Raw genomic sequence first — 18335 nt, forward strand, 5'->3', positions numbered from 1 at the left:
ATCGTGGACCCCCTTGACGAGTGGGCACGCGCCGCCTACAAGTGGGCGTATGCCCACTTCGCCCGAGCGAGGCCGTCCGTCCGGACAGGGGCCTCACCAACACCGGTACGTAGCCGAGGCGTTCGGCGCGGACGCCGAGCGCTACGACCGTGCCCGGCCCCGCTATCCCCAGGCCCTCGTCGAGCGGATCGTCGCCGCCGGCCCGGGCCCGCGCGTCCTCGACGTCGGGTGCGGCACCGGCATCGCCGCCCGCCAGTTCCGGGCGGCCGGCTGCCGGGCCCTCGGGGTCGAGCCCGACCCGCGCATGGCCGACCGGGCGCGGCGGCTCGGGACCGAGGTGGAGGTGGCGACGTTCGAAGCCTGGGACCCGGCCGGCCGGAAGTTCGACGCGGTCGTCGCCGGCCAGGCGTGGCACTGGATCGACCCCGTCGAGGGAGCGGCCAAGGCCGCGCGCGTACTGCGCCCCGGCGGGCTGCTGGCGCCGTTCTGGAACGCGTTCCGGTTGCCGCCCGACCTGGCGGAAGCCGTCTCCGAGGTCTGCCGACGGGCGCTGCCCGACGCGCCGTTCGACCACCACGCGATGGCGCAGGGCTCCCTGGACGCGTACGAGGCGGTCTTCGCCAAGGCCGCCGACGGGATACGCGAGGCGGGTGGCTTCAGCGAGCCGGAGCAGTGGCGCTTCGACTGGGAGTGGTCCTACACGCGGGACGCGTGGCTGGACCAGATGCCCACCCTGGGTGCCTTCACCCGGCTCCCGCCCGACAAGCTGGCGGAGGTGCTGGAGGGTGTCGGGGCTGCGGTCGACGCGCGGGGCGGCGGTTTCACGATGCGGTACGTCACGGTGGCGGTCACCGCGGTCCTCGACGGCGGAGCCGGAGCCGGGGGCGGCCCCGAAAGCGGGCCCGGAAGCGAGAGCGGAACCGGAGCCAGGGACGGGGACGGGGACGAAGACGGGGGCCGGGACTGATGCCGACAGGCGTGGCCATCCGCGACCCGCGCGAGCAGCTCTTCGACGCCGCGGAGCGGGTCCTGCTCCGGGCCGGGCCGAACGCGCTGACCAGCCGGGCGGTCACCACGGAGGCCGGGTGCGCCAAGGGCGTCCTGCACCGGCACTTCGCCGACTTCGACGCCTTCCTCGCCGAGCTCGTACGGGACCGGGTCCAGCGCATCGACGACCAGGCCGCCGCCCTGCGGGCCGCCGCCGGGACCGGCACCGTCACGGGCAACGTCACCGACGCGCTGATGGAGCTCTTCCGGTCGGTCGCCGTGGCGATCGTCGCCCTCGTCATCTCCCGGGACGAGCTGCGCGCCCGCCTGCGCCGGGGCCGGTCGGCCGGCGTCCCGGTCCTGGCCGAAGCGGCCGCGATGATCGCCTCGTACCTGTCCGCCGAGCGGGAGCTGGGCCGCGTCGACGCCCACGCGGACGTCGGCACCCTCGCTCCCACCCTCATCGGCGCCGTGCACCTGCTGTTCGCCGACCGGGAAGGCGTTCCGCCGGAGGCAGAGGCCGTCGGCAGGGTCGTGGACGCGGTCCTCTCCGGCGTCGTACGCCGGTGATCCGAACCAGGTCCTCCAGGGCCGCCGTACGCTCCCGAGCGGCACGCGGCCGGGCGCCGGGGGGCATGCCGTGGGCAGAGGGCCTTCGGGGACAATGGGCCGATGCCGGGACAGAGGAAGAGGAAGAACCGGGAGCAGGCCGCGAGTCGGCGGGCCGACGTCCGCACTGCTCCCGGGGCGGGCCGCTGGGAAGTGGTGTTCGAGACGCAGGACGAGGCGGAGTGGCGCGCGTACCTGCGCCGTCCGCGTACGTCGGCGGAGCAGCCCGACGGGGTGATGACCCGGATCGACACGCTCTGCGGGCGGCTGGCGCAGCCGACCACCTACCGGCTGAGCCGCTTCGTGCCGGACGCGGCGCCGTAGGAGCCCCCGCCGCCGGTCGCGCGGCCTGCCGCTCAGTACCCGGCCGGGCGCACCAGGCCCGTCTCGTACGCGAAGACCGCCGCCTGGGTCCGGTCGCGCAGGCCCAGTTTGACGAGGATCCGGCCGACGTGGGTCTTCACGGTCTGCTCCGCGACGACCAGCCGCTCGGCGATCTCCGCGTTGGACAGGCCCTGTGCGATGAGCGACAGGACCTCGGTCTCGCGTTCCGTCAGCTCGCCGGCGCGGCCCTGGCGCGGGGTGCGGGCGGTACGGGCGCTGCGGGTCACGCGGGTGAACTCGGCGATGAGCCGCTTGGTGATGGTGGGCGCGAGCAGTGCCTGTCCGTCGGCCACGACCCGGACCGCCTGGGCGAGTTCCTCGGCGGAGGCGTCCTTGAGGAGGAAGCCGGAGGCACCGGCGCGCAGCGCCTCGTACACGTACTCGTCGAGGTCGAAGGTGGTCAGGACCAGGACGCGGGCGGTGGCGCCGGGCGCCGCGGTGATGCGGTGCGTGGCCTCGATGCCGCCGAGGCCGGGCATGCGGATGTCCATCAGGACGACGTCGGGGGCGAGTTCGGCGACCTTGGCGACGGCGTCGAGGCCGTCCACGGCCTGGCCGACGACCTCGATGCCGGGCTCGGCGTCGAGCAGCACGGTGAAGCCCTGGCGGACCATCATCTGGTCGTCGGCGATCAGGACGCGGATGGGGGCGGTCATGCGGAGTCCTCACAGGGGTGGGCGGGGTGCGTCGGCAGGACCGCGGTCACCTCGTAACCGCCGTCCGGGGTGGGCCCGGTGGCGAGGTCGCCGCCGAGCATCGCCGTGCGCTCGCGCATGCCGAGCAGACCGTGTCCGGCGCCCGGCGAGGGCGCGGCCGGGCGGGCCGGCGGGGTGTTGGTGACGCGGACGGTGAGCGCGGCGGGGTGGTACCCCGTCTCCACGCGCACCTCGGCACCGGGCGCGTGCCGCATCACGTTGCTGAGCGCCTCCTGCACGATCCGGAACGCCGACAGCTCGACACCCGGCGGCAGCGGACGCCGTTCCCCGGTGGTGCGGGCGGTGACGGTGACACCGGCGCCGCACACGCCCGCGAGGAGCTCGTCCAGCTGGGCGAGCGTCGGCTGCGGGGCGTGGCGTCCGCCCTCGGTGGCGGCCTCCTCGGAGCGCAGGACGCCGAGGACGCGGCGCAGTTCGGTGAGGGCTTCGACGGCGCTCTGGCGGATGCCGGCGAGGTTCTCGCGCAGCGCGTCGGGCGGGTCGGCGACGAGGTGCCGGGCGACCTGCGCCTGGATGGAGATGACCGACATGTGGTGGGCGACCACGTCGTGCAGCTCCCGCGCGATCCGGTGGCGCTCCTCCAGCAGCGTGCGCCGGGCGCGTTCCTCGGCGGTGAGCTCCTCCTGGACGCTCAGTTCGGTACGGGCGACCTGGCGGCCGCGCAGGGCCGCGCCGAGCACCGTCGCCCCCACCAGGACCGGAACGGCCAGAAGGACGCTCCCGAGGCGGTACCCGGAGCCCACGGCGTCCAGCATCAGCAGGATCCCCGCCAGCACGGTGATGACCAGTGCCATGCCCGCGGCGCGCAGCCGGACCCGCAGGGCGAGCAGGAACAGCAGGCCCGCCTGCACGCCGAGGCCACCGGATGTCCACGGGTACGGCACCCCCGCATGGGGCAGGAGCGGCCCCGGCGCCCAGGGGTGCGGGTCGACGGCGCCGTCGGCAAGGGGCTGCGCGGCCATGGCCATGACGAGCGTCGCCGCCCACCAGGCCGGAACCGGGAAGTACAGCCCGGCGACGAGCGCCGCCGCCTGGACGCAGGCGAACAACACGCCCAGCCCGCTGCCCAGCCCGTAGTCGGAGCCGTATTCCTCCGCGCCCACGACGACCAGCATCGCGGCGATCAGGACCAGCGGGACCAAAAGAACGGGCCGCCAGTCGAGCCAGCGCGGCGCCCGGACTCCCGGCAGCCGTTCCGGATCCACCGTCAACAGGTCCTCGCGCAGAGCGCGTACGACCGCACGCGAACCCCGCACCCACCGCTCCCCCACCGTCCCCCTGGTCACATGGCTCACCCTAGGCACGCCGCGCCTCCTTGTCGCGTACGGGCCTGCTCACGCGTACGACACGGCCGGCACCGCCCCGCGTCCGGCGCTGCTCGTACGTACGGAACGCCGCCCAGCACACGAGGAGCGCCACCGCGAACAGCGGCAGCCAGGCGAGCCGGGCCGCGATCCAGCCGGCGCCGTCCGGGACGGTGTGCAGCCCTGGCAGGGGCCCGTCCGCGAGCAGGCCGAGCGCGGTGACGGCCATCATCGCCGTCTGGTGCCAGAGGAAGACCGTCATCGCGGAGAGGTTCACCAGCGCCACGGCCGCCCACGCCCCGGGCCGCCTCAGCACCCGCCGCAGCGGGCCGATGAGCAGCAGCGCCGCGCCGCACTGGGCGACGCCGAAGGTGACGGCGGCGAGCGTCGGCGGGTTGAGGTTGGAGACGGCGGCACCGGGCACGCCCACCATGGACGCCGGGTAGCCGGCGCCCAGGACGAGGCCGGCGGTGGCGGCGGAGCCGACGGCGACCAGCGCCCATCCCGTCGTACGCCCCGGCAGGCCGTCCCGCGCCCACAATGCGCCCAGGCAGTACGGCACGAGCCAGCCGGCCGCCACGTTGACCCAGCCGAGCGCGTCCGGGCCGCCGAGGCCGAAGCGCACCAGGTCGACGTGGAGCACGACGGCGAGCGGCCACAGCGGGTGCAGCCGCGCCACGAGCGGGGTCGCCGCCGTCAGCGCCGCGAAGACGACCAGGAACCACAGCGGCGACAGCACCAGCTTGAGCAGGGTGTTGACGGTCCCGGCGCCCGCCCCGGCGGCGAGCATCGCGCCCGCCGCCACCGCCCACACCGCCGCCACGGCGACCACCGGCCGGGACAGCCGCACCAGGCGCGCGCCCAGCCACCGGCGGTACCCCGTGCCGTCGGCGCGGGCGGCCGCGTGACTCCGCGCGGCCACGTAACCGCCCGCCAGGAAGAAGACGGCGAGGGTCTGCAGCAGCCAGGAGACGGGGGCGAGGTGGGGCAGGTACGACAGCGGGCTGGTGGCGCGGACCGTGCCGCTGTCGGCGACCAGGGCCGTCACCAGCCAGTGCCCGAGGACCACGCCGAGGATGGCGAGGGCACGCAGGCCGTCGACGGCGCGGTCACGGCCGGGCGGGGTGGCGGCGTCGATCCGCCGGACGAGTTCACGCATCGGGAACCTCCCCGGAGACGATGCGGGCGATGTTGCGCAGGGGTACGGAGCCGGGTCCGAGGTAGTCGCTGTGGCCGCCCGGGCCCGCGTCGAAGGGGCGCGCGCCGAACTCCGGCGACACCGGGTCGGTCCCGAACCCGACGGTGGCGAGGAGCGGGATCCGGAACCGTACGTGCGGGACGTCGGCGATCCAGTCGGTGGCGCCCCGCCCCGCCCAGACGGTGGCCGTGGTGCGCAGCTGCCGGGCGGTGCCGGTGCGGCCCGTGCCCGGGCTGCCGTACAGGACGATGTCGGCGAGGGGCAGGCCCGGGGCGGCGTCGGCGCAGACGACGGAGCCGTAGGAGTGGCAGAGCAGGGAGATCCGCGCGGCGGGCTTGGCGCGGGCCAACTCCCTGACGAAGGCCGCCAGTCGCGGCCCGGCGTCGGCGGCGCGGCCGTCCGTCAGGGCCTCGGGTCCCAGGGTGCGCGGCGTCTCGTAGCCGAGCCAGGCGACGACGGCCGCCCGGTCGCCCAGTTCGCGCTGGAGCGCCACGGCGCCGGCGTGGAAGCGGCCGTACGTGTCGAGACCGGTGTCGGCGCCGGGTACGAGCACCGCGACGCGGTCGGCGCGTGCCAGGTCCCCGAGGACCTCGGCGGTGCGGCCGCCGTCGCGGCCGTCGAAGTGGAGGAAGCGGCGTTCCGGGTGTGCCATCGCACGCAGCGAGGCCGCGCGTCGGCGGTCGCCGTGGTCGGCGGCCATGCGCGCGGCCGCGCGGAGTGAGTCCCGGTTGACGGCGTAGCGCGCGTCGAGCGCCCCGGGCGCGGCCGTGGCGGCCGTGAGCGGTGCGAGGCGGGCCGGGGCCGGCGCGGGTACGGCGGAGGGGCGGGCGGCGGCCGACACCGGCAGGGCGACCGAGGTGGTGAGGAGCGCGGCGAGCAGGCCGCGGCGCAGGCGGGACGCCATGAGCGGTCCTTCCGTACCGGAGGGGTGTGGGCGGGCTTCCAGTCCGGACGTTAGGGACCGGGCCGGGTGATCCGCGTCCCGCCGGGGAGGGCATCCGGGCCCTGGCTCTCAGGTATGACGGGTAGGGGGAGGAGCCATCGGTTGTGTGGGATTCCCATAAACCCGGACGGCCGGAATCCGTGGAGATACGCACCTGACCACGGATCGGTTCGCTGGCAGAGTGACAAGCGGAGTGATCTTGTTGTGCGATATCAATAAAGAAGGGTGTGCCAGTGAGCGCTTACACGGGTGACGTGGTCGTGACGGGTCTCGGCGCCACCACCCCGCTCGGCGGGGACGCGGCGTCCACCTGGGCCGGGATGCTGGCCGGCCGGTCGGGGATCCGCCCCATCGAGGAGGAGTGGGCGGCCGGGCTGCCCGTACGGATCGCGGGCCGGCTCGCGGTCGAACCCACCGAGGTCCTGGACCGCGTACAGGCCCGGCGCATGGACCGCTGCGAGCAGGTCGCGCTCGTCGCCGCGCGGGAGGCGTGGGCCGACGCGGGGGCTCCGGAGGTCGAGCCGGAGCGGCTGGCCGTGGTGATCGGTACGGGCACGGGTGGGGCGCTGACCATGCTCGGCCAGGACGACGTGCTGGAGGCGTCCGGGGTCCGGCGGGTCTCCCCGTACACGGTGCCGATGCTGATGGCGAACGGCCCGGCCGCCTGGGTCAGCATCGAGCTCGGCGCCCGGGGCGGTGCGCACACCCCGGTGAGCGCCTGTGCGTCGGGCGCGGAGGCGATCGCCATGGGCTTGGACCTGATCAGGCTGGGCCGGGCGGACGTGGTGGTGGCGGGCGGCGCCGAGGCGTGCGTCTGCCCGCTGACGCTGGCAGGGTTCGCACAGGCCAGGGCGCATTCGACGCGCAACGACGCCCCCGAGCGGGCGTCCCGGCCCTTCGACGTGGACCGGGACGGCTTCGTCATCGGCGAGGGCGCGGGCGTGGTGGTGCTGGAGCGCGCGGACTTCGCGGCGGCGCGGGCGGCCCGCGCCCACGCGGCGCTCGCCGGGGCGGGCGTGACGTCGGACGCGTACCACATCACGGCCGCGCACCCGGAGGGCCAGGTCCGCGCGATGCGCCTGGCGCTGGCGGCGGCCGGGCTGTCGCCGCTGGACATCGGGCACGTGCAGGCCCACGCCACGTCGACGCCACAGGGCGATGTGACGGAGGCGCGGTCGGTGGCCGAGGCGATCGGAACGCACCCGGCCGTGACGGCGACGAAGTCGATGACGGGTCACCTCTTCGGCGCGGCCGGGGCGGTGGGCGCGCTGGCCGCGATCATGGCGGTGCGCGAGGGCGTCGTGCCGCCGACGGTGAACCTCGACACGCTGGACCCGGAGGTGAAGCTGGACGTCGTCACCGGCGGGCCGCGCCGGGGGCCGGTGGGCGCGGCGCTGACGAACGCGTTCGGTTTCGGCGGGCACAACGCGTCGCTGGTGTTCACGGCGGCGCGGTAGGCCGTCGGCCGGGGCCGAAGCCGGGATCGGGGCGGGGGCGGGGGCACGGGCGGCGAACGGACCCGGCGCCAGGTGCTACCGCTTCGCCGCCCGCAGGACCACGAACTTCGGGTCGCTCGCGACGGTCTCGCAGTTGCCGAAGATCCGCCGCAGCGTCACGTGGTAGCCCAGGTGCCGGTTGCCGATGACCCACAGCTCGCCGCCGGGCCGCAACGCGCGGCGGGCGTCGGTGAACATGCGCCGGGCCGTGCGGTCGGTGGTCGCCTGGTGGCTGTGGAAGGGCGGGTTGTTGAGGACGAGGTCCACGGACTCCGCGGGGACGTCCGCGAGCCCGTCGCCGACGAGGAACTCCGCCTTCGTCCCGGCCGGGGCGCTCTCCCGGTACGTCTCCTCCGCCGACGCGACCGCCTGGTACGACTCGTCGACGAAGACCAGCTCCGCTTCCGGGTCGGCGAGCGCCACCGCGAGGCCGACGACGCCGTTGCCGCAGCCGAGGTCGACGACGCGGCGGCGGCCCGGGCCCGTCGTCGGCAGGTGCCGGAGGAAGAAGCGCGTGCCGATGTCGAGGCGGTCGGCGCAGAAGATGCCGGCGTGGTTGACGACGCTCCGGCCGGCCACGGGGGCGGGGGCGTCGCCGGGCAGCGCGTACCGGTACGGCCAGGGGCTCGGGCCGCGCCGCAGCGACGGGTCCGGCGTGGAGAAGATGAGGCGGGCCTTCTTGACGGCCAGCGAGGTGCGGGTGGGGCCGACGAGCCGCTCGAAGAGCTTCAGCGTGGAGGTGTGGACCTCCTTGACCATGCCGGTGCCGACGACGACCGTCCCCGCGTGCAGCGCGGGGGCGAGCCGGTGCAGCTGGTCCTCCAGGAGCGCGAGGTTCTTGGGGACGCGGACGAGCAGCGCGTCGATGCGTTCGGGCGGGGTGTCGCGGGTGGTGAGGAGCCGTACGGACCCCTCCTCGATCCCGTTGCGGGCGAGGTTGGCACGGGTGGCCTCGCGGGCGAGGAAGGAGTCGGTGATCTGTACGGGGCCGAGCCCGGCGAGCGAGGTGACCAGCGCGCCCCACCGGTCGCCGACCACGACCACGGTGCCGGAGAGGTCCGGGGACTCCTCCGCCAGGTGCCGCAGCAGGTACTCGTCGGCGGCGTCCCAGGCGCGCAGCGGATCGCGCGGGTCCTCGGGGAAGCGGGCGAGCTCGGCATCGCCCCAGGGCGTGGTCAGACGGTTCATCGTGACCTCAGGCTAACCGCTCGTCCGCGGCCTACTGGAATCGGAGCGCCATCCAGTGTTCGGGCACGTCCAGGGCCCGGAAGCCGACCTTCTCGTACACGCCGTGCGCGTCCTCGGTGGCGAGCATGACGCGTTTGACGCCCAGCGGGGCGAAGTGGTCGCGGACCGCCTCGACGAGGGCGGTTCCCAGGCCCTTGCCGCGGGCTGCGCGGTCGACGTAGACGTCGCAGAGCCAGGCGAAGGTGGCGTGGTCGGTGACGGCGCGGGCGTAGCCGACGAGTTCGCCGGAGCCGGTCTCGTACAGGCCGAAGTTGAGCGATCCGTCGATGGCCCGGTCCTGCTTGTCGCGGCTGCGGCCGAGCGCCCAGTACGCGTCGGTCGACAGCCAGTGGTGGACGCGGGCGCGGTCGAGGCGGGCGGGGTCGGTGGAGATCTCGTACGCGCCCAGGGCGCCGCCGCCCGCCGCCGGGCCGCTCGCCACCGGGCCGTTCGCCGTCAGGGGGTTCGCCTTCGTCGTCTCGTCCATGATCGGACTCTGGCAGGGCGGGGGCCGATTGTCAGTGGCGCGTGCCACGCTTTCCCTGGGCGGTTCTCAGCGCCGCAGTTCGTCGCGGGCGGCGCGCAGCCGGCGTACGCCCTCGGCGAGCTCGGCCGGTCCGGCGACGGCGGCGAAGCCGAGGCGTACGTGCCCGGCGGGTGGTTCGGCGCAGAAGTAGGGGCGGCCGGGGGCGACGGCGACGCCCGCGCGCAGGGCGGCGGCGACCAGGGCGGGCTCGTCGAGGGTGTCGGGGAGGCGGAGCCAGAGCTGGTGGCCGCCGGAGGGGAGGTGGGTGAGGGCGAGTTCGGGCAGGTGCAGGGCGAGCGCGGCGGCCAGCGCGTCGCGCCGGGACTTCAACTCGGCCGCTACGGAGCGGAGGTGGCGGCTCCACGCGGGAGATCCGACGAGCTCCAGGGCGGCTTCCTGCAGGGGCCGCGGTACGAAGAACGTGTCGACGACCTGGATGGCGCGCAGCCGTTCCAGCACGGGGCCGCGCGCGGCCAGCGCGCCGACCCGCAGGCTGGGCGAGGCGATCTTGGTGAGCGAGCGGACGTGGACGACGACGCCGTCCGGGTCGTCGGCGGCGAGCGGCACGGGGAGCGGGCCCGCGTCCTCGTGGACGAGGTGGCGGGCGAAGTCGTCCTCGACGACGAAGGCGCCGGCCTCGCGGGCGATGCGCACCACCTCGCGGCGCCGCTCGACGGGGAGGGCCGCGCCGGTGGGGTTCTGGAAGAGCGGCTGGACGACGAAGACGCGCGCGCCGGTGGCCCGGAAGGCGGCGGCCAGCAGGTCGGGGCGGACGCCGTCGCGGTCGGTCGGCACGGGCACGGGGCGCAGCCCGGCGGCGCGGGCGACGGCCAGCATGCCCGGATAGGTGGGCGATTCGACGAGGACGGGCGCGCCGGGCGGGGCGAGGGCCCGCAGCGCGGTGGCGATCGCGGCCTGGCCGCCCGCGGTGATGAGGACGTCCGCCGCCGTGACGGTGCCGCCGATCTCGCGGGCGAACCAGTCGCGCAGCTCGTGCAGCCCGTCGGTGGGCGGCCGGCTCCAGGCGCCGGGGCGCCGGCCGGCGCGGGCGAGCGCGGCGGCGAGGGCCCGTTCGGGCTGGAGGGAGGGGTGCAGGTAGCCGCCGTTGAACTCGACCACACCGGTGGGCGGCGCGGCGAGGGTGACGAGCACGCCCGAGGCGTCGACGGAGCGCGGCACGAGCTCGGTCGCGGAGTCGGCGCTGAGGGCGACCTCCTGCCAGGAGGTGTCGCCGGCCGCCGGTGTGCCGGTGGCGCGCGGCTGGGCCCGGAAGGCGCCCGCTCCGGGCCGGGTGACGACCAGGCCCTCGGCGGCGAGCCGGGCCAGGGCCCGGGAGACGGTGACCGGCGAGACCCGGTAGCGCTCGACCAGGGCCCGACTGGACGGCAGCTTTCCACCTGGAGAGTAGCGGTCCAGCTCCTGCTTCAGGGTGGCCGCCAGTTCAGCGACGCTGCTACGCTCGTGCATGACAGCACAGAATAGCGCTACCACCCCGACCGCGATAGCAGTGCAGGCCCCGGCCCCGGTCACCCCGTCGAGCACGGAGCCCGCAACCCCGTCCTCCCGGACGACCGCCTCCGGGACGGCCGACCGTCGCGGCGTGGGCACGCTGCTCGCCGCGCTGGGCGTGGTGTCCTTCTCGCTCACCTTCCCCTCCACCGCCTGGGGGCTGGAGAGCTTCGGCCCCTGGTCGCTCGTCGCCGTCCGTTCCACGCTCGCCGCACTGATCGCCGGAGCCTTCCTGCTCGCCCTGCGCGTACCGGTCCCGGACCGCCGCCACTGGGCCGGGCTCGCGGTGGTCGGCGGCGGTGTCGTGGTGGGGTTCCCGCTGCTGACCACGCTGGCACTGAAGACCTCGACCACCTCGCACGCCGCCGTGGTCGTGGGGCTCCTGCCCCTGACGACCGCCGTGTTCGCGGCCGTGCGCACCGGGAGGCGGCCGTCGCGCGCCTTCTGGGCGGCCGCGCTGGCCGGGGCGGCGGTGGTGATCGCGTTCACCGTGCAGCAGAGCGGGGGCGACCTGTCGGCCGGCGATCTGTACCTCTTCGCGGCGCTGCTGGTGTGCGCGGCCGGATACACCGAGGGCGGCCGGCTGGCCGGGGTGATGCCGGGCTGGCAGGTCATCGGCTGGGCGCTGGTGCTGTGCCTGCCGCTCGCCGTGGCCGGTTCGGCGGTCGCGCTGGCCTTCGAGCCGGTGCGGCTGACCACGCACGGCGTCGTGGGCCTGGTGTGGGTGGCGGCCGGGTCGACCTTCTTCGGCCTGTACGTCTGGTACCGGGGCATGGCGGCGGTGGGCATCGCCCGGGCCAGCCAGCTCCAGCTCGCCCAGCCGCTCCTGACCCTGGTCTGGTCGGTGTGGCTGCTGGGCGAGGCGGTCTCGCCCGCCGCGCCGCTGGCGGCCGGCGCGGTCCTCGTGTGCATCGCGGTGACCCAGCGGACCGGCTCCTGAGCCCTCCGTCCGACCCGTCCGAAGTGACGCGGGACACACCTGCGGACGTAAACTCCCCATACGGGATAACTCCGATAAGTCCGGCAACTTCGATCCACGGCGCGAGGAGGTCACTCGATGCACGCGAGCAAGGGCGACAAACTGACGGTGCACGGCAGGACCGTCGGCCAGCACGACCGGACGGCCGAGGTCGTCGAGGTGCTGGGAAAGGACGGCAATCCCCCGTACCGCGTCCGCTTCGAGGACGGGCACGAGACGGTGATGTCCCCCGGACCCGACAGCGTCGTCCGGCACGAGGAACAGATGTAGGCCGACCGCCGACGGATCGCCGGCGGTCGGCCCGGCAGGCGGCAGCCGGTCGGCTGCCGCTCAACGGCCGGTCAGCGCCACGGACGGGCCGCGGTCGGGTAGTGGTCGGCCACCACCCTCGCCATCGCCCCGATACGGTCCGCCCCGACCTCCTTGGCCGAGAAGAAGACATGGCCGCGCACCTGGTCGTACCGCTCGGTGAGGGTGAGGTGGCGCGACAGCTCGGCCGGGTCCTGCCAGGGCTCGGGCTGAGCGGGGTCGCCCGCCTTGTACAGGGCCTCCCCCACGTACAGCCGGACGCCCGTGTCCCGCACGACCTCGTTCCACCAGGGCACCAGCTTGGCGTAGTCGGCGGCGGCGAACCCGATGTGCCAGTAGAGCTGCGGCACCACGTAGTCGATCCAGCGCTCCTTCACCCACGTGCGGGTGTCGGCGTGCAGGTCGTCGTACGTCTGGACGCCCGCCCGGGTGTCGGAGCCGAGCGGGTCGGTCGCGGCGTTGCGCCACACCCCGAAGGGGCTGACCCCGAACCGGGCGCGCCGCCGCGTCTCCTTGATCCGGTACGACATCTCGCGCACCAGCCGGTCGATGTTGTCCCGCCGCCAGGCGGCCCGGTCCGGGAAGCCCGCGCCGTACGCCTCGTACGCCTCGTCGTCGTCGAAGGCCTGTCCGGCCACCGGGTACGGGTAGAAGTAGTCGTCGAAGTGGACGCCGTCGACCGCGTACCGGCGCACGGCGTCGAGCATGGCGTCCTGCACGAAGCGGCGCACCTCGGGCAGGCCCGGGTTGTAGAAGAGCTTCCCGCCGTACGGCACCACCCAGTCGGGGTGCACCCGGGCGGGGTGGTTCTCGGCCAGGCGGGTCGGGTCCGTGTGGTTGGCCACGCGGTACGGGTTGAACCAGGCGTGCAGCTCCAGCCCGCGCCGGTGCGCCTCCTCGACGGCCGTCCCCAGCGGGTCCCAGCCGGGGTCCTTGCCCTGTACGCCGGTGAGGACGTGCGACCAGGGCTCGTACGGCGAGGGCCACAGGGCGTCGGCGGTGGGCCGCACCTGGAAGACCACCGCGTTGAGCCGCCGCTCGACGGCGGTGTCGAGGTGGGCGAGCAGTTCGGCGCGCTGCGCGTCGGCGGTCAGCCCGGGCCGGGAGGGCCAGTCCCGGTTGGCGACCGTGGCCAGCCACATCCCCCGGAACTCCTTGCCGCCCGCCGCGCGCGCCCCCGCCGGCCCGGGCGCCGTCCCGGGCCGGGCCCCTTCGGCCGGAGCGGGCCCGCCTGCCGCGCCGGCACCCGCGCCGACGCCCGCGACGCCCGCCGGTGCCCGCCGGGGTGCCGCGCCCGCCTCGGCCGCCGCCCACAGCGTCGCCAGCACCCCCGCCGCGCCCGCCATCAGACCTCTTCTCCGGATGTTTCCGATCCTTCCGTTCCTTCCGATGTGCCGCATTCATCGCCCCTTACCGGTTGGATTGTCCGGACGTCCCCGCAGAGCATGCCCGCCCCGGGCCGCCCCCCACCGGCCCGAACGGAGTAACGTCAGGGGGTCGAGGCGGGCGCCGGAATCACACGGGGAACCTGCCACCCGCAAGAACAGCGAAAGGCACGATGTGACCGACATCGAACGCGTCGGAGTGGTGGGCTGCGGCCAGATGGGCGCGGGCATCGCGGAGGTGTGCGCCCGCAGCGGCCTGGAGGTCAAGGTCGCCGAGACGACCGGCGAGGCGCTGGAGATCGGCCGTACCCGGCTGTACAACTCGCTCTCCAAGGCCGCCGAGCGCGGCAAGATCACCCAGGAGGAGCACGACGCGACGCTGGCCCGGCTCAGCTTCACCACGGACCTCGGCGAGTTCGCCGACCGCGACCTCGTCATCGAGGCCGTCGTGGAGAACGAGCAGGTCAAGACGGAGATCTTCCAGGTCCTCGACCAGGTCGTGACCCGCCAGGACGCGATCCTCGCCTCCAACACCTCCTCCATCCCGCTGGTGAAGCTGGCCGTGGCGACGTCCCGCCCGGACCAGGTCATCGGCATCCACTTCTTCAACCCGGCCCCGGTGCAGCAGCTCGTCGAGCTGATCCCGGCGCTGACCACCTCCGAGGGCACGCTCAGCCGCGCCCAGGCCGTGGTGGAGAAGGTGCTGGGCAAGCACGCCATCCGCGCCCAGGACCGCTCCGGCTTCGTGGTGAACGCGCTGCTGATCCCGTACCTCCTCTCCGCGATCCGGATGTTCGAGTCGGGCATCGCCAGCCGCGAGGACATCGACAACGGCATGGAGCTGGGCTGCGCCCACCCGATGGGCCCGCTGAAGCTCGCGGACCTCATCGGCCTGGACACGGTCCACTCGGTCGCCGACTCGATGTACGCCGAGTACAAGGAGCCGCTGTACGCCGCTCCCCCGCTGCTCCAGCGGATGGTGGACGCGGGCCGGCTCGGCCGCAAGACGGGATCGGGCTTCTACCCGTACGCGTGACCGCGCAACGCGCGACTCGTCACGCGTCACGCGTCACGCGCAACGCTCCGCGACCGGGATTCGCACGGGGTGTGCGGAGCGTGTGCGCATATGCCCTTCGCACACGCTCCCCCCGCTCCACCAGGGGGAGTTGACTCGGCCCCGGCCCGTCGTCGGCCAGTCTCGGCCAGTCAACGAAGAGGAGCGTAGAACCGTGACCACCACCGACCCCGAACACTTAGCGGCCGTCGAGGAGTTCGCAGAGCTGCGGCGCTGTCTCGACGTCGGTCTCGCGCGGATCGACGGCCAACTGGCGCTGCTCGCCCAGCGCCACGGCCAGATCGACCGCGATCTGACCGATCTGGCCTCGCGCGTCGCGGCGCTGGAGCACACGAGGTGGCCCGTGCCCGCCGTGTCCGTGCTCACCGCGGTGGGCGCGCTCGCGGTCGCGGTGTGGCAGGCGCTCGGGCGCTGACGCACTCCGGGAAGTGGCCTCAGCCCAGCCGCAGATGGTGCAGCAACAGCAACCCGGCCGCCATGTTGGCGGCCGGGACCTCACCGCGGGCGATCATGTCGGGGACCAGCTTCAGCGGGACCCACTCGCGGCGCGAGGACTCGAAGGCGTCCTCGGGAGGGCCGGTGTAGGTGGCCTCCTCCGCCCAGTAGAGGTGGTGGCGGGCGTCGGTCAGGCCGTTGGACGGTTCGACGGTGAGCAGGTGCCGCAGCGGCCCGGGGCGCCAGCCCGTCTCCTCCTCCATCTCCCGCGCCGCCGCGGTCTCGACGTCCTCGCCGTCCTCGACGACGCCCGCCGCCAGCTCCCACCCCCAGCTGTCGGTGATGAAGCGGTGGCGCCACAGCATCAGCACCTCGTTGGCCTCGTTGACGACGGTCGCCACCGCGACCGGACGGAGCCGGATGAGGAAGTGGTCGAGGTGCCGGCCGTCGGGGAGTGCGACGTCCGCGAGGTTCACCTTGAACCAGCGGTTCTCATACACGGTCTGTTCGTTTAAGTTCGTCCACTGCACGGTTCTGCCACCTTCCGACACGTAGGTGGCAATATCGCAGCAGGTGCGGGGTCACAGCGGAACGCGCAACGCCCCATCGATGAGCTCGGCGGCCTCGCGCGCCTCACCGCACCCGCTCGCCACCAGGTGCTCCCGCACCGCGCGCAACCGGTCCCGCAGCCGCTGCGACTCCATCCCCCGGGCCCGCTCGGCCATCTCCACGGCGGTCCGCGCGGCGCGATCGGCCTCGCCCTGCCGCAGCTCGATCTGGCTGAGCATCGCCAGCCGGTGGACCCGGCCCCGGTCGTGTGCCGGGGTGCGCACGGCGGCCGCCGCGTGCTCCCGGGCGCCGCTCAGGTCCCCCAGGCTGAGCAGCGCCTCCGCGACCTGCACATTGACCAGCCCGGGCTGGACGTAGCCGGTCTCGTCGGGCTCGCGCCCCGGCCGGATGCGGTCCGCCTCCGCCTCCGCGTGCCGGATGCACCGCAGGGCACCGGCGCCGTCCCCGAGGTGCGCGTACGCCTTCGCCTGCATGGCGTAGAGGTCGGCGGCGAGCGCGGGGGTGATCTCCCGGCCCGCCGTGCGCAGCGCCGCCTCCGCGAACGCGACCGCCTGCCGGTGCTCCCCCAGGAACAGCGACTGGTTGACCAGCAGCGCGATCACGTACGCGCCCAGCCCGCGGTCCCCGCTCGCCTTCGCCAGCCGCAGCGCCTGGTGGAAATAGCGCTGCGCGAGCCCGTGCGCGTCGGAGTCGTACGCGCAGATCCCGGCCACCGCCACCAGGCCGCCGGTGGCGCGGTGCAACTGCCGGCCGAGGGCGTCGCTGTAGGAGCCGCGCAGCAGCGGCGCGGTCTCGGCGTTGAGGAACCCGACGATCCGGGCACGCGTGGCGATGCCGCCCGCCTTGCGGTACATGAGCTCGTAGTGCGCCCGGGCGGCGCGCAGCATCTCGATGTCGCCGTCCGACACGTGCGTCTGCCCGTCGCGCGAGACGTCCGCGTCCTCGGGAGGGTTCTCCCACTCCCATACGGGCATCACCGCGGGCGTGCCGGTGACGGCCGGGGCGCCCAGTATGTGCGGCCGCTGCTGCTCGTCGGAGCGCCACAGGGCGGTGGCCCGCTCGACGAAGCCGGACAGCGGCGAGCCGTGCCCGGCGGCGGCCTCGCCCGCCACGCCCAGGCCGACGTCGTCGAGCGTGACGGGCCGGTGCAGCCGGGCGCTCAGCACCTCGCAGATCAGGTCCGGCACCCGACCGCGCGGACGCTGGCCCTTCAACCAGCGGGCCACGGCCGTGTGTTCGTACCGCAGCGCCATGCCTCTGGCACGGCCGGCCTGGTTCACATGCGCGGCGAGGCCGGCGTGGGAGATCCCCGCCTCGTCGAGCAGGGCGTCGAGCAGGGTGTTGGGCTGCATGGGCCCCTCCGAATGACTCGGTGCGCTCAGACTAGTGCAGGCGCGTTCGCACGGGGTGTGAACCGAGTGCCCCGGTCCGTGCCCCGCGTACGCTCCCGCCCAGCCGTGGGCGCCGGTTGACTGGGCTGTCTCTCACAGAGGCGGCGGGTCACCGGCTCCCCCTCGTACAGTTGCGGTGACCCGTCGCGTGCCGTCCGTCCTGCCGGATCTGCCCGATACTCCGCGGCGGGGCGGGCGGCACCAACGACGGGCGGGTGACGTCGTTGCGCAGGACGACGAGGGCGACGTCGTCGGTCAGCCGCCCGCCGGTGTGCCGCAGCAGCGCGGCGTGCACGCACTGGACGACCGCGGCCGGCGGCGCGCCCGCCCGCGCGGTCTGCGCCAGCACCTCCTCCAGCCGGAAGAACCGCCCGTCCCGGTCCCGCGCGTCCTCGGCGCCATCCGTGTGCAGGAACAGCGCCTGCCCCGGCAGCAGCCGGGTGCACCGTTGCGCGGGCAGCTCGTCGGGGAGCGGGGAGACCCCGAGCGGCGGCAGGGGGTCGCCCGCGGCGACCGGCTCGGCGCCGGGGCCGAGCCGATAGGGCCATGGATGGCCGCAGTTGAGCGCCCGGACCTCGCCGTCCCGGGCTATCTCCAGCAGCAGCACGGTGACGAACTCCTCCGCCGACGGGCTCAGCGGGTTCCAGCCACCAGCGGCCGGATGCTCATGGCGGCCCCGCTCGCGCAGATGCCGCGCCAGCGCCCGGTCCAACCGGCGCAGGACGCCGCCGAGTTCCGGCTCGTCGTGCGCGGCCTCCCGGAAGCTGCCGAGCACGGCGGCCACCGCGCCGAGGGCGCCGAGCCCATGGCCCCGTACGTCGCCGATGACGACGCGTACGCCGTACGGCGTGGCCACCGCCTCGTACAGGTCGCCGCCCACGGCCGCGCCCGGGGCGGCGGAGAGCTGGCCCGCCGCGACGGACAGGCCGTCCAGCCGCGGCGGCAGCGGGCGCAGCAGCACCTGCTGCGCGGCCTGCGCGACGGCCCGGACCTGCCGCAGCTCCCGAGCCAGACGGTTCCGGAGGCCCAGGATGAGACCGGTGCCCACGGTGAAGAACACGACGCAGGTGACGAGCCGGGTGGGCAGGCTCTCCTGCTGGGCCAGCGGACAGGTGAGCTTCCACAGGACGGCGACCCCGCCCCAGAGGGTGGGCAGCACGAGCGGGACGAGCGAAGCAGGGTGACGAGGCCAAGATCGCGTACGGGCCATACGGATCATGCGGACCGCCCTTCTTCAGGCCCCTGTCGCGGTCGGGACGATTCTGTCGATCGTCTCCGCCGCGGGGCGGGCT

General features: G+C 74.7%; 19 protein-coding genes. 8 read left to right on the forward strand and 11 right to left on the reverse strand.

What is annotated here, in order from left to right; all coding sequences use genetic code 11:
* The first annotated feature begins 49 nt into the window (after positions 1 to 49).
* The 3 genes from AC07FJ_RS23795 (at position 50) to AC07FJ_RS23805 (ending at position 1920) form a co-directional block, all read left to right on the forward strand.
* On the forward strand, positions 50 to 967 hold the full coding sequence (locus tag AC07FJ_RS23795; RefSeq protein ID WP_479051338.1) for a class I SAM-dependent methyltransferase: 918 nt from the start codon (positions 50 to 52) through the stop codon (positions 965 to 967).
* Positions 967 to 1557 carry a TetR/AcrR family transcriptional regulator gene (locus AC07FJ_RS23800; RefSeq protein WP_479051339.1) on the forward strand — a complete coding sequence of 197 codons (591 nt, stop codon included), beginning with the start codon at positions 967 to 969 and terminating at the stop codon, positions 1555 to 1557. Before AC07FJ_RS23795 ends, AC07FJ_RS23800 begins: the two co-directional genes overlap by 1 nt.
* 102 nt (positions 1558 to 1659) lie before the next feature.
* Positions 1660 to 1920, forward strand: a complete 261-nt coding sequence (locus AC07FJ_RS23805) for a hypothetical protein (RefSeq protein ID WP_479051340.1) — start codon at positions 1660 to 1662, stop codon at positions 1918 to 1920.
* 32 nt (positions 1921 to 1952) lie between these two features.
* On the opposite strand, the gene AC07FJ_RS23810 is transcribed toward AC07FJ_RS23805, so the two are convergent.
* The 4 genes from AC07FJ_RS23810 to AC07FJ_RS23825 are packed head-to-tail and all read right to left on the reverse strand — an operon-like array spanning position 1953 to position 6102.
* On the reverse strand, positions 1953 to 2636 hold the full coding sequence (locus AC07FJ_RS23810; RefSeq protein ID WP_479051341.1) for a response regulator: 684 nt from the start codon (positions 2634 to 2636) through the stop codon (positions 1953 to 1955).
* Complete coding sequence (locus AC07FJ_RS23815; RefSeq protein ID WP_479051342.1) at positions 2633 to 3982, reverse strand: sensor histidine kinase; 1350 nt, start codon at positions 3980 to 3982, stop codon at positions 2633 to 2635. Before AC07FJ_RS23815 ends, AC07FJ_RS23810 begins: the two co-directional genes overlap by 4 nt.
* A gap of 10 nt (positions 3983 to 3992) precedes the next feature.
* Complete coding sequence (locus AC07FJ_RS23820; protein WP_479051343.1) at positions 3993 to 5159, reverse strand: acyltransferase family protein; 1167 nt, start codon at positions 5157 to 5159, stop codon at positions 3993 to 3995.
* On the reverse strand, positions 5152 to 6102 hold the full coding sequence (locus tag AC07FJ_RS23825; protein WP_479051344.1) for an alpha/beta hydrolase: 951 nt from the start codon (positions 6100 to 6102) through the stop codon (positions 5152 to 5154). The genes AC07FJ_RS23820 and AC07FJ_RS23825 overlap by 8 nt, the downstream gene beginning before the upstream one ends.
* A 272-nt stretch (positions 6103 to 6374) precedes the next feature.
* Between AC07FJ_RS23825 and AC07FJ_RS23830 the strand changes: the two genes are divergently transcribed.
* Entirely contained in the window at positions 6375 to 7598 is a 1224-nt protein-coding gene (locus tag AC07FJ_RS23830) for a beta-ketoacyl-[acyl-carrier-protein] synthase family protein (protein ID WP_479051345.1), read from the forward strand.
* 75 nt (positions 7599 to 7673) lie between these two features.
* Here AC07FJ_RS23830 and AC07FJ_RS23835 read toward each other — a convergent pair whose 3' ends face one another.
* The 3 genes from AC07FJ_RS23835 to AC07FJ_RS23845 all read right to left on the reverse strand — a co-directional run bounded on the left by AC07FJ_RS23835 (position 7674) and on the right by AC07FJ_RS23845 (position 10857).
* Positions 7674 to 8825, reverse strand: a complete 1152-nt coding sequence (locus AC07FJ_RS23835; RefSeq protein WP_479051346.1) for a methyltransferase — start codon at positions 8823 to 8825, stop codon at positions 7674 to 7676.
* Between the two features lie 31 nt (positions 8826 to 8856).
* Positions 8857 to 9351 carry a GNAT family N-acetyltransferase gene (locus tag AC07FJ_RS23840; RefSeq protein WP_479051347.1) on the reverse strand — a complete coding sequence of 165 codons (495 nt, stop codon included), beginning with the start codon at positions 9349 to 9351 and terminating at the stop codon, positions 8857 to 8859.
* Between the two features lie 66 nt (positions 9352 to 9417).
* Positions 9418 to 10857, reverse strand: a complete 1440-nt coding sequence (locus AC07FJ_RS23845; RefSeq protein ID WP_479051348.1) for an aminotransferase-like domain-containing protein — start codon at positions 10855 to 10857, stop codon at positions 9418 to 9420.
* Between AC07FJ_RS23845 and AC07FJ_RS23850 the strand changes: the two genes are divergently transcribed.
* Both AC07FJ_RS23850 and AC07FJ_RS23855 read left to right on the forward strand, forming a co-directional pair.
* Positions 10856 to 11839, forward strand: a complete 984-nt coding sequence (locus AC07FJ_RS23850) for a DMT family transporter (RefSeq protein ID WP_479051349.1) — start codon at positions 10856 to 10858, stop codon at positions 11837 to 11839. The genes AC07FJ_RS23845 and AC07FJ_RS23850 overlap by 2 nt on opposite strands.
* Before the next feature lie 117 nt (positions 11840 to 11956).
* Complete coding sequence (locus AC07FJ_RS23855) at positions 11957 to 12148, forward strand: DUF1918 domain-containing protein (protein WP_361422319.1); 192 nt, start codon at positions 11957 to 11959, stop codon at positions 12146 to 12148.
* Between the two features lie 71 nt (positions 12149 to 12219).
* On the opposite strand, the gene AC07FJ_RS23860 is transcribed toward AC07FJ_RS23855, so the two are convergent.
* Complete coding sequence (locus AC07FJ_RS23860) at positions 12220 to 13560, reverse strand: glycoside hydrolase family 10-like protein (protein ID WP_479051521.1); 1341 nt, start codon at positions 13558 to 13560, stop codon at positions 12220 to 12222.
* A gap of 187 nt (positions 13561 to 13747) precedes the next feature.
* Between AC07FJ_RS23860 and AC07FJ_RS23865 the strand changes: the two genes are divergently transcribed.
* Together AC07FJ_RS23865 and AC07FJ_RS23870 are read left to right on the forward strand one after the other, a co-directional pair.
* Positions 13748 to 14608: a 3-hydroxybutyryl-CoA dehydrogenase gene (locus AC07FJ_RS23865; protein ID WP_361422313.1), complete on the forward strand. Its 861-nt coding sequence runs from the start codon at positions 13748 to 13750 to the stop codon at positions 14606 to 14608.
* 193 nt (positions 14609 to 14801) lie between these two features.
* Positions 14802 to 15062 carry an ADP-ribosylation factor GTPase-activating family protein gene (locus AC07FJ_RS23870; RefSeq protein ID WP_468289810.1) on the forward strand — a complete coding sequence of 87 codons (261 nt, stop codon included), beginning with the start codon at positions 14802 to 14804 and terminating at the stop codon, positions 15060 to 15062.
* A gap of 19 nt (positions 15063 to 15081) precedes the next feature.
* Here the strand turns inward: AC07FJ_RS23870 and AC07FJ_RS23875 are convergent, their stop codons facing one another.
* From AC07FJ_RS23875 to AC07FJ_RS23885, 3 genes are all read right to left on the reverse strand, one after another.
* Positions 15082 to 15612, reverse strand: coding sequence for an NUDIX hydrolase (locus AC07FJ_RS23875; protein WP_479051350.1), 531 nt, complete (start codon positions 15610 to 15612; stop codon positions 15082 to 15084).
* A gap of 51 nt (positions 15613 to 15663) precedes the next feature.
* Positions 15664 to 17004: a transcriptional regulator gene (locus AC07FJ_RS23880; protein WP_479051351.1), complete on the reverse strand. Its 1341-nt coding sequence runs from the start codon at positions 17002 to 17004 to the stop codon at positions 15664 to 15666.
* A gap of 148 nt (positions 17005 to 17152) precedes the next feature.
* On the reverse strand, positions 17153 to 18253 hold the full coding sequence (locus AC07FJ_RS23885; RefSeq protein ID WP_479051522.1) for a PP2C family protein-serine/threonine phosphatase: 1101 nt from the start codon (positions 18251 to 18253) through the stop codon (positions 17153 to 17155).
* Between the last annotated feature and the right edge of the window lie 82 nt (positions 18254 to 18335).

The organism is Streptomyces sp. NPDC045998, from assembly GCF_056430285.1.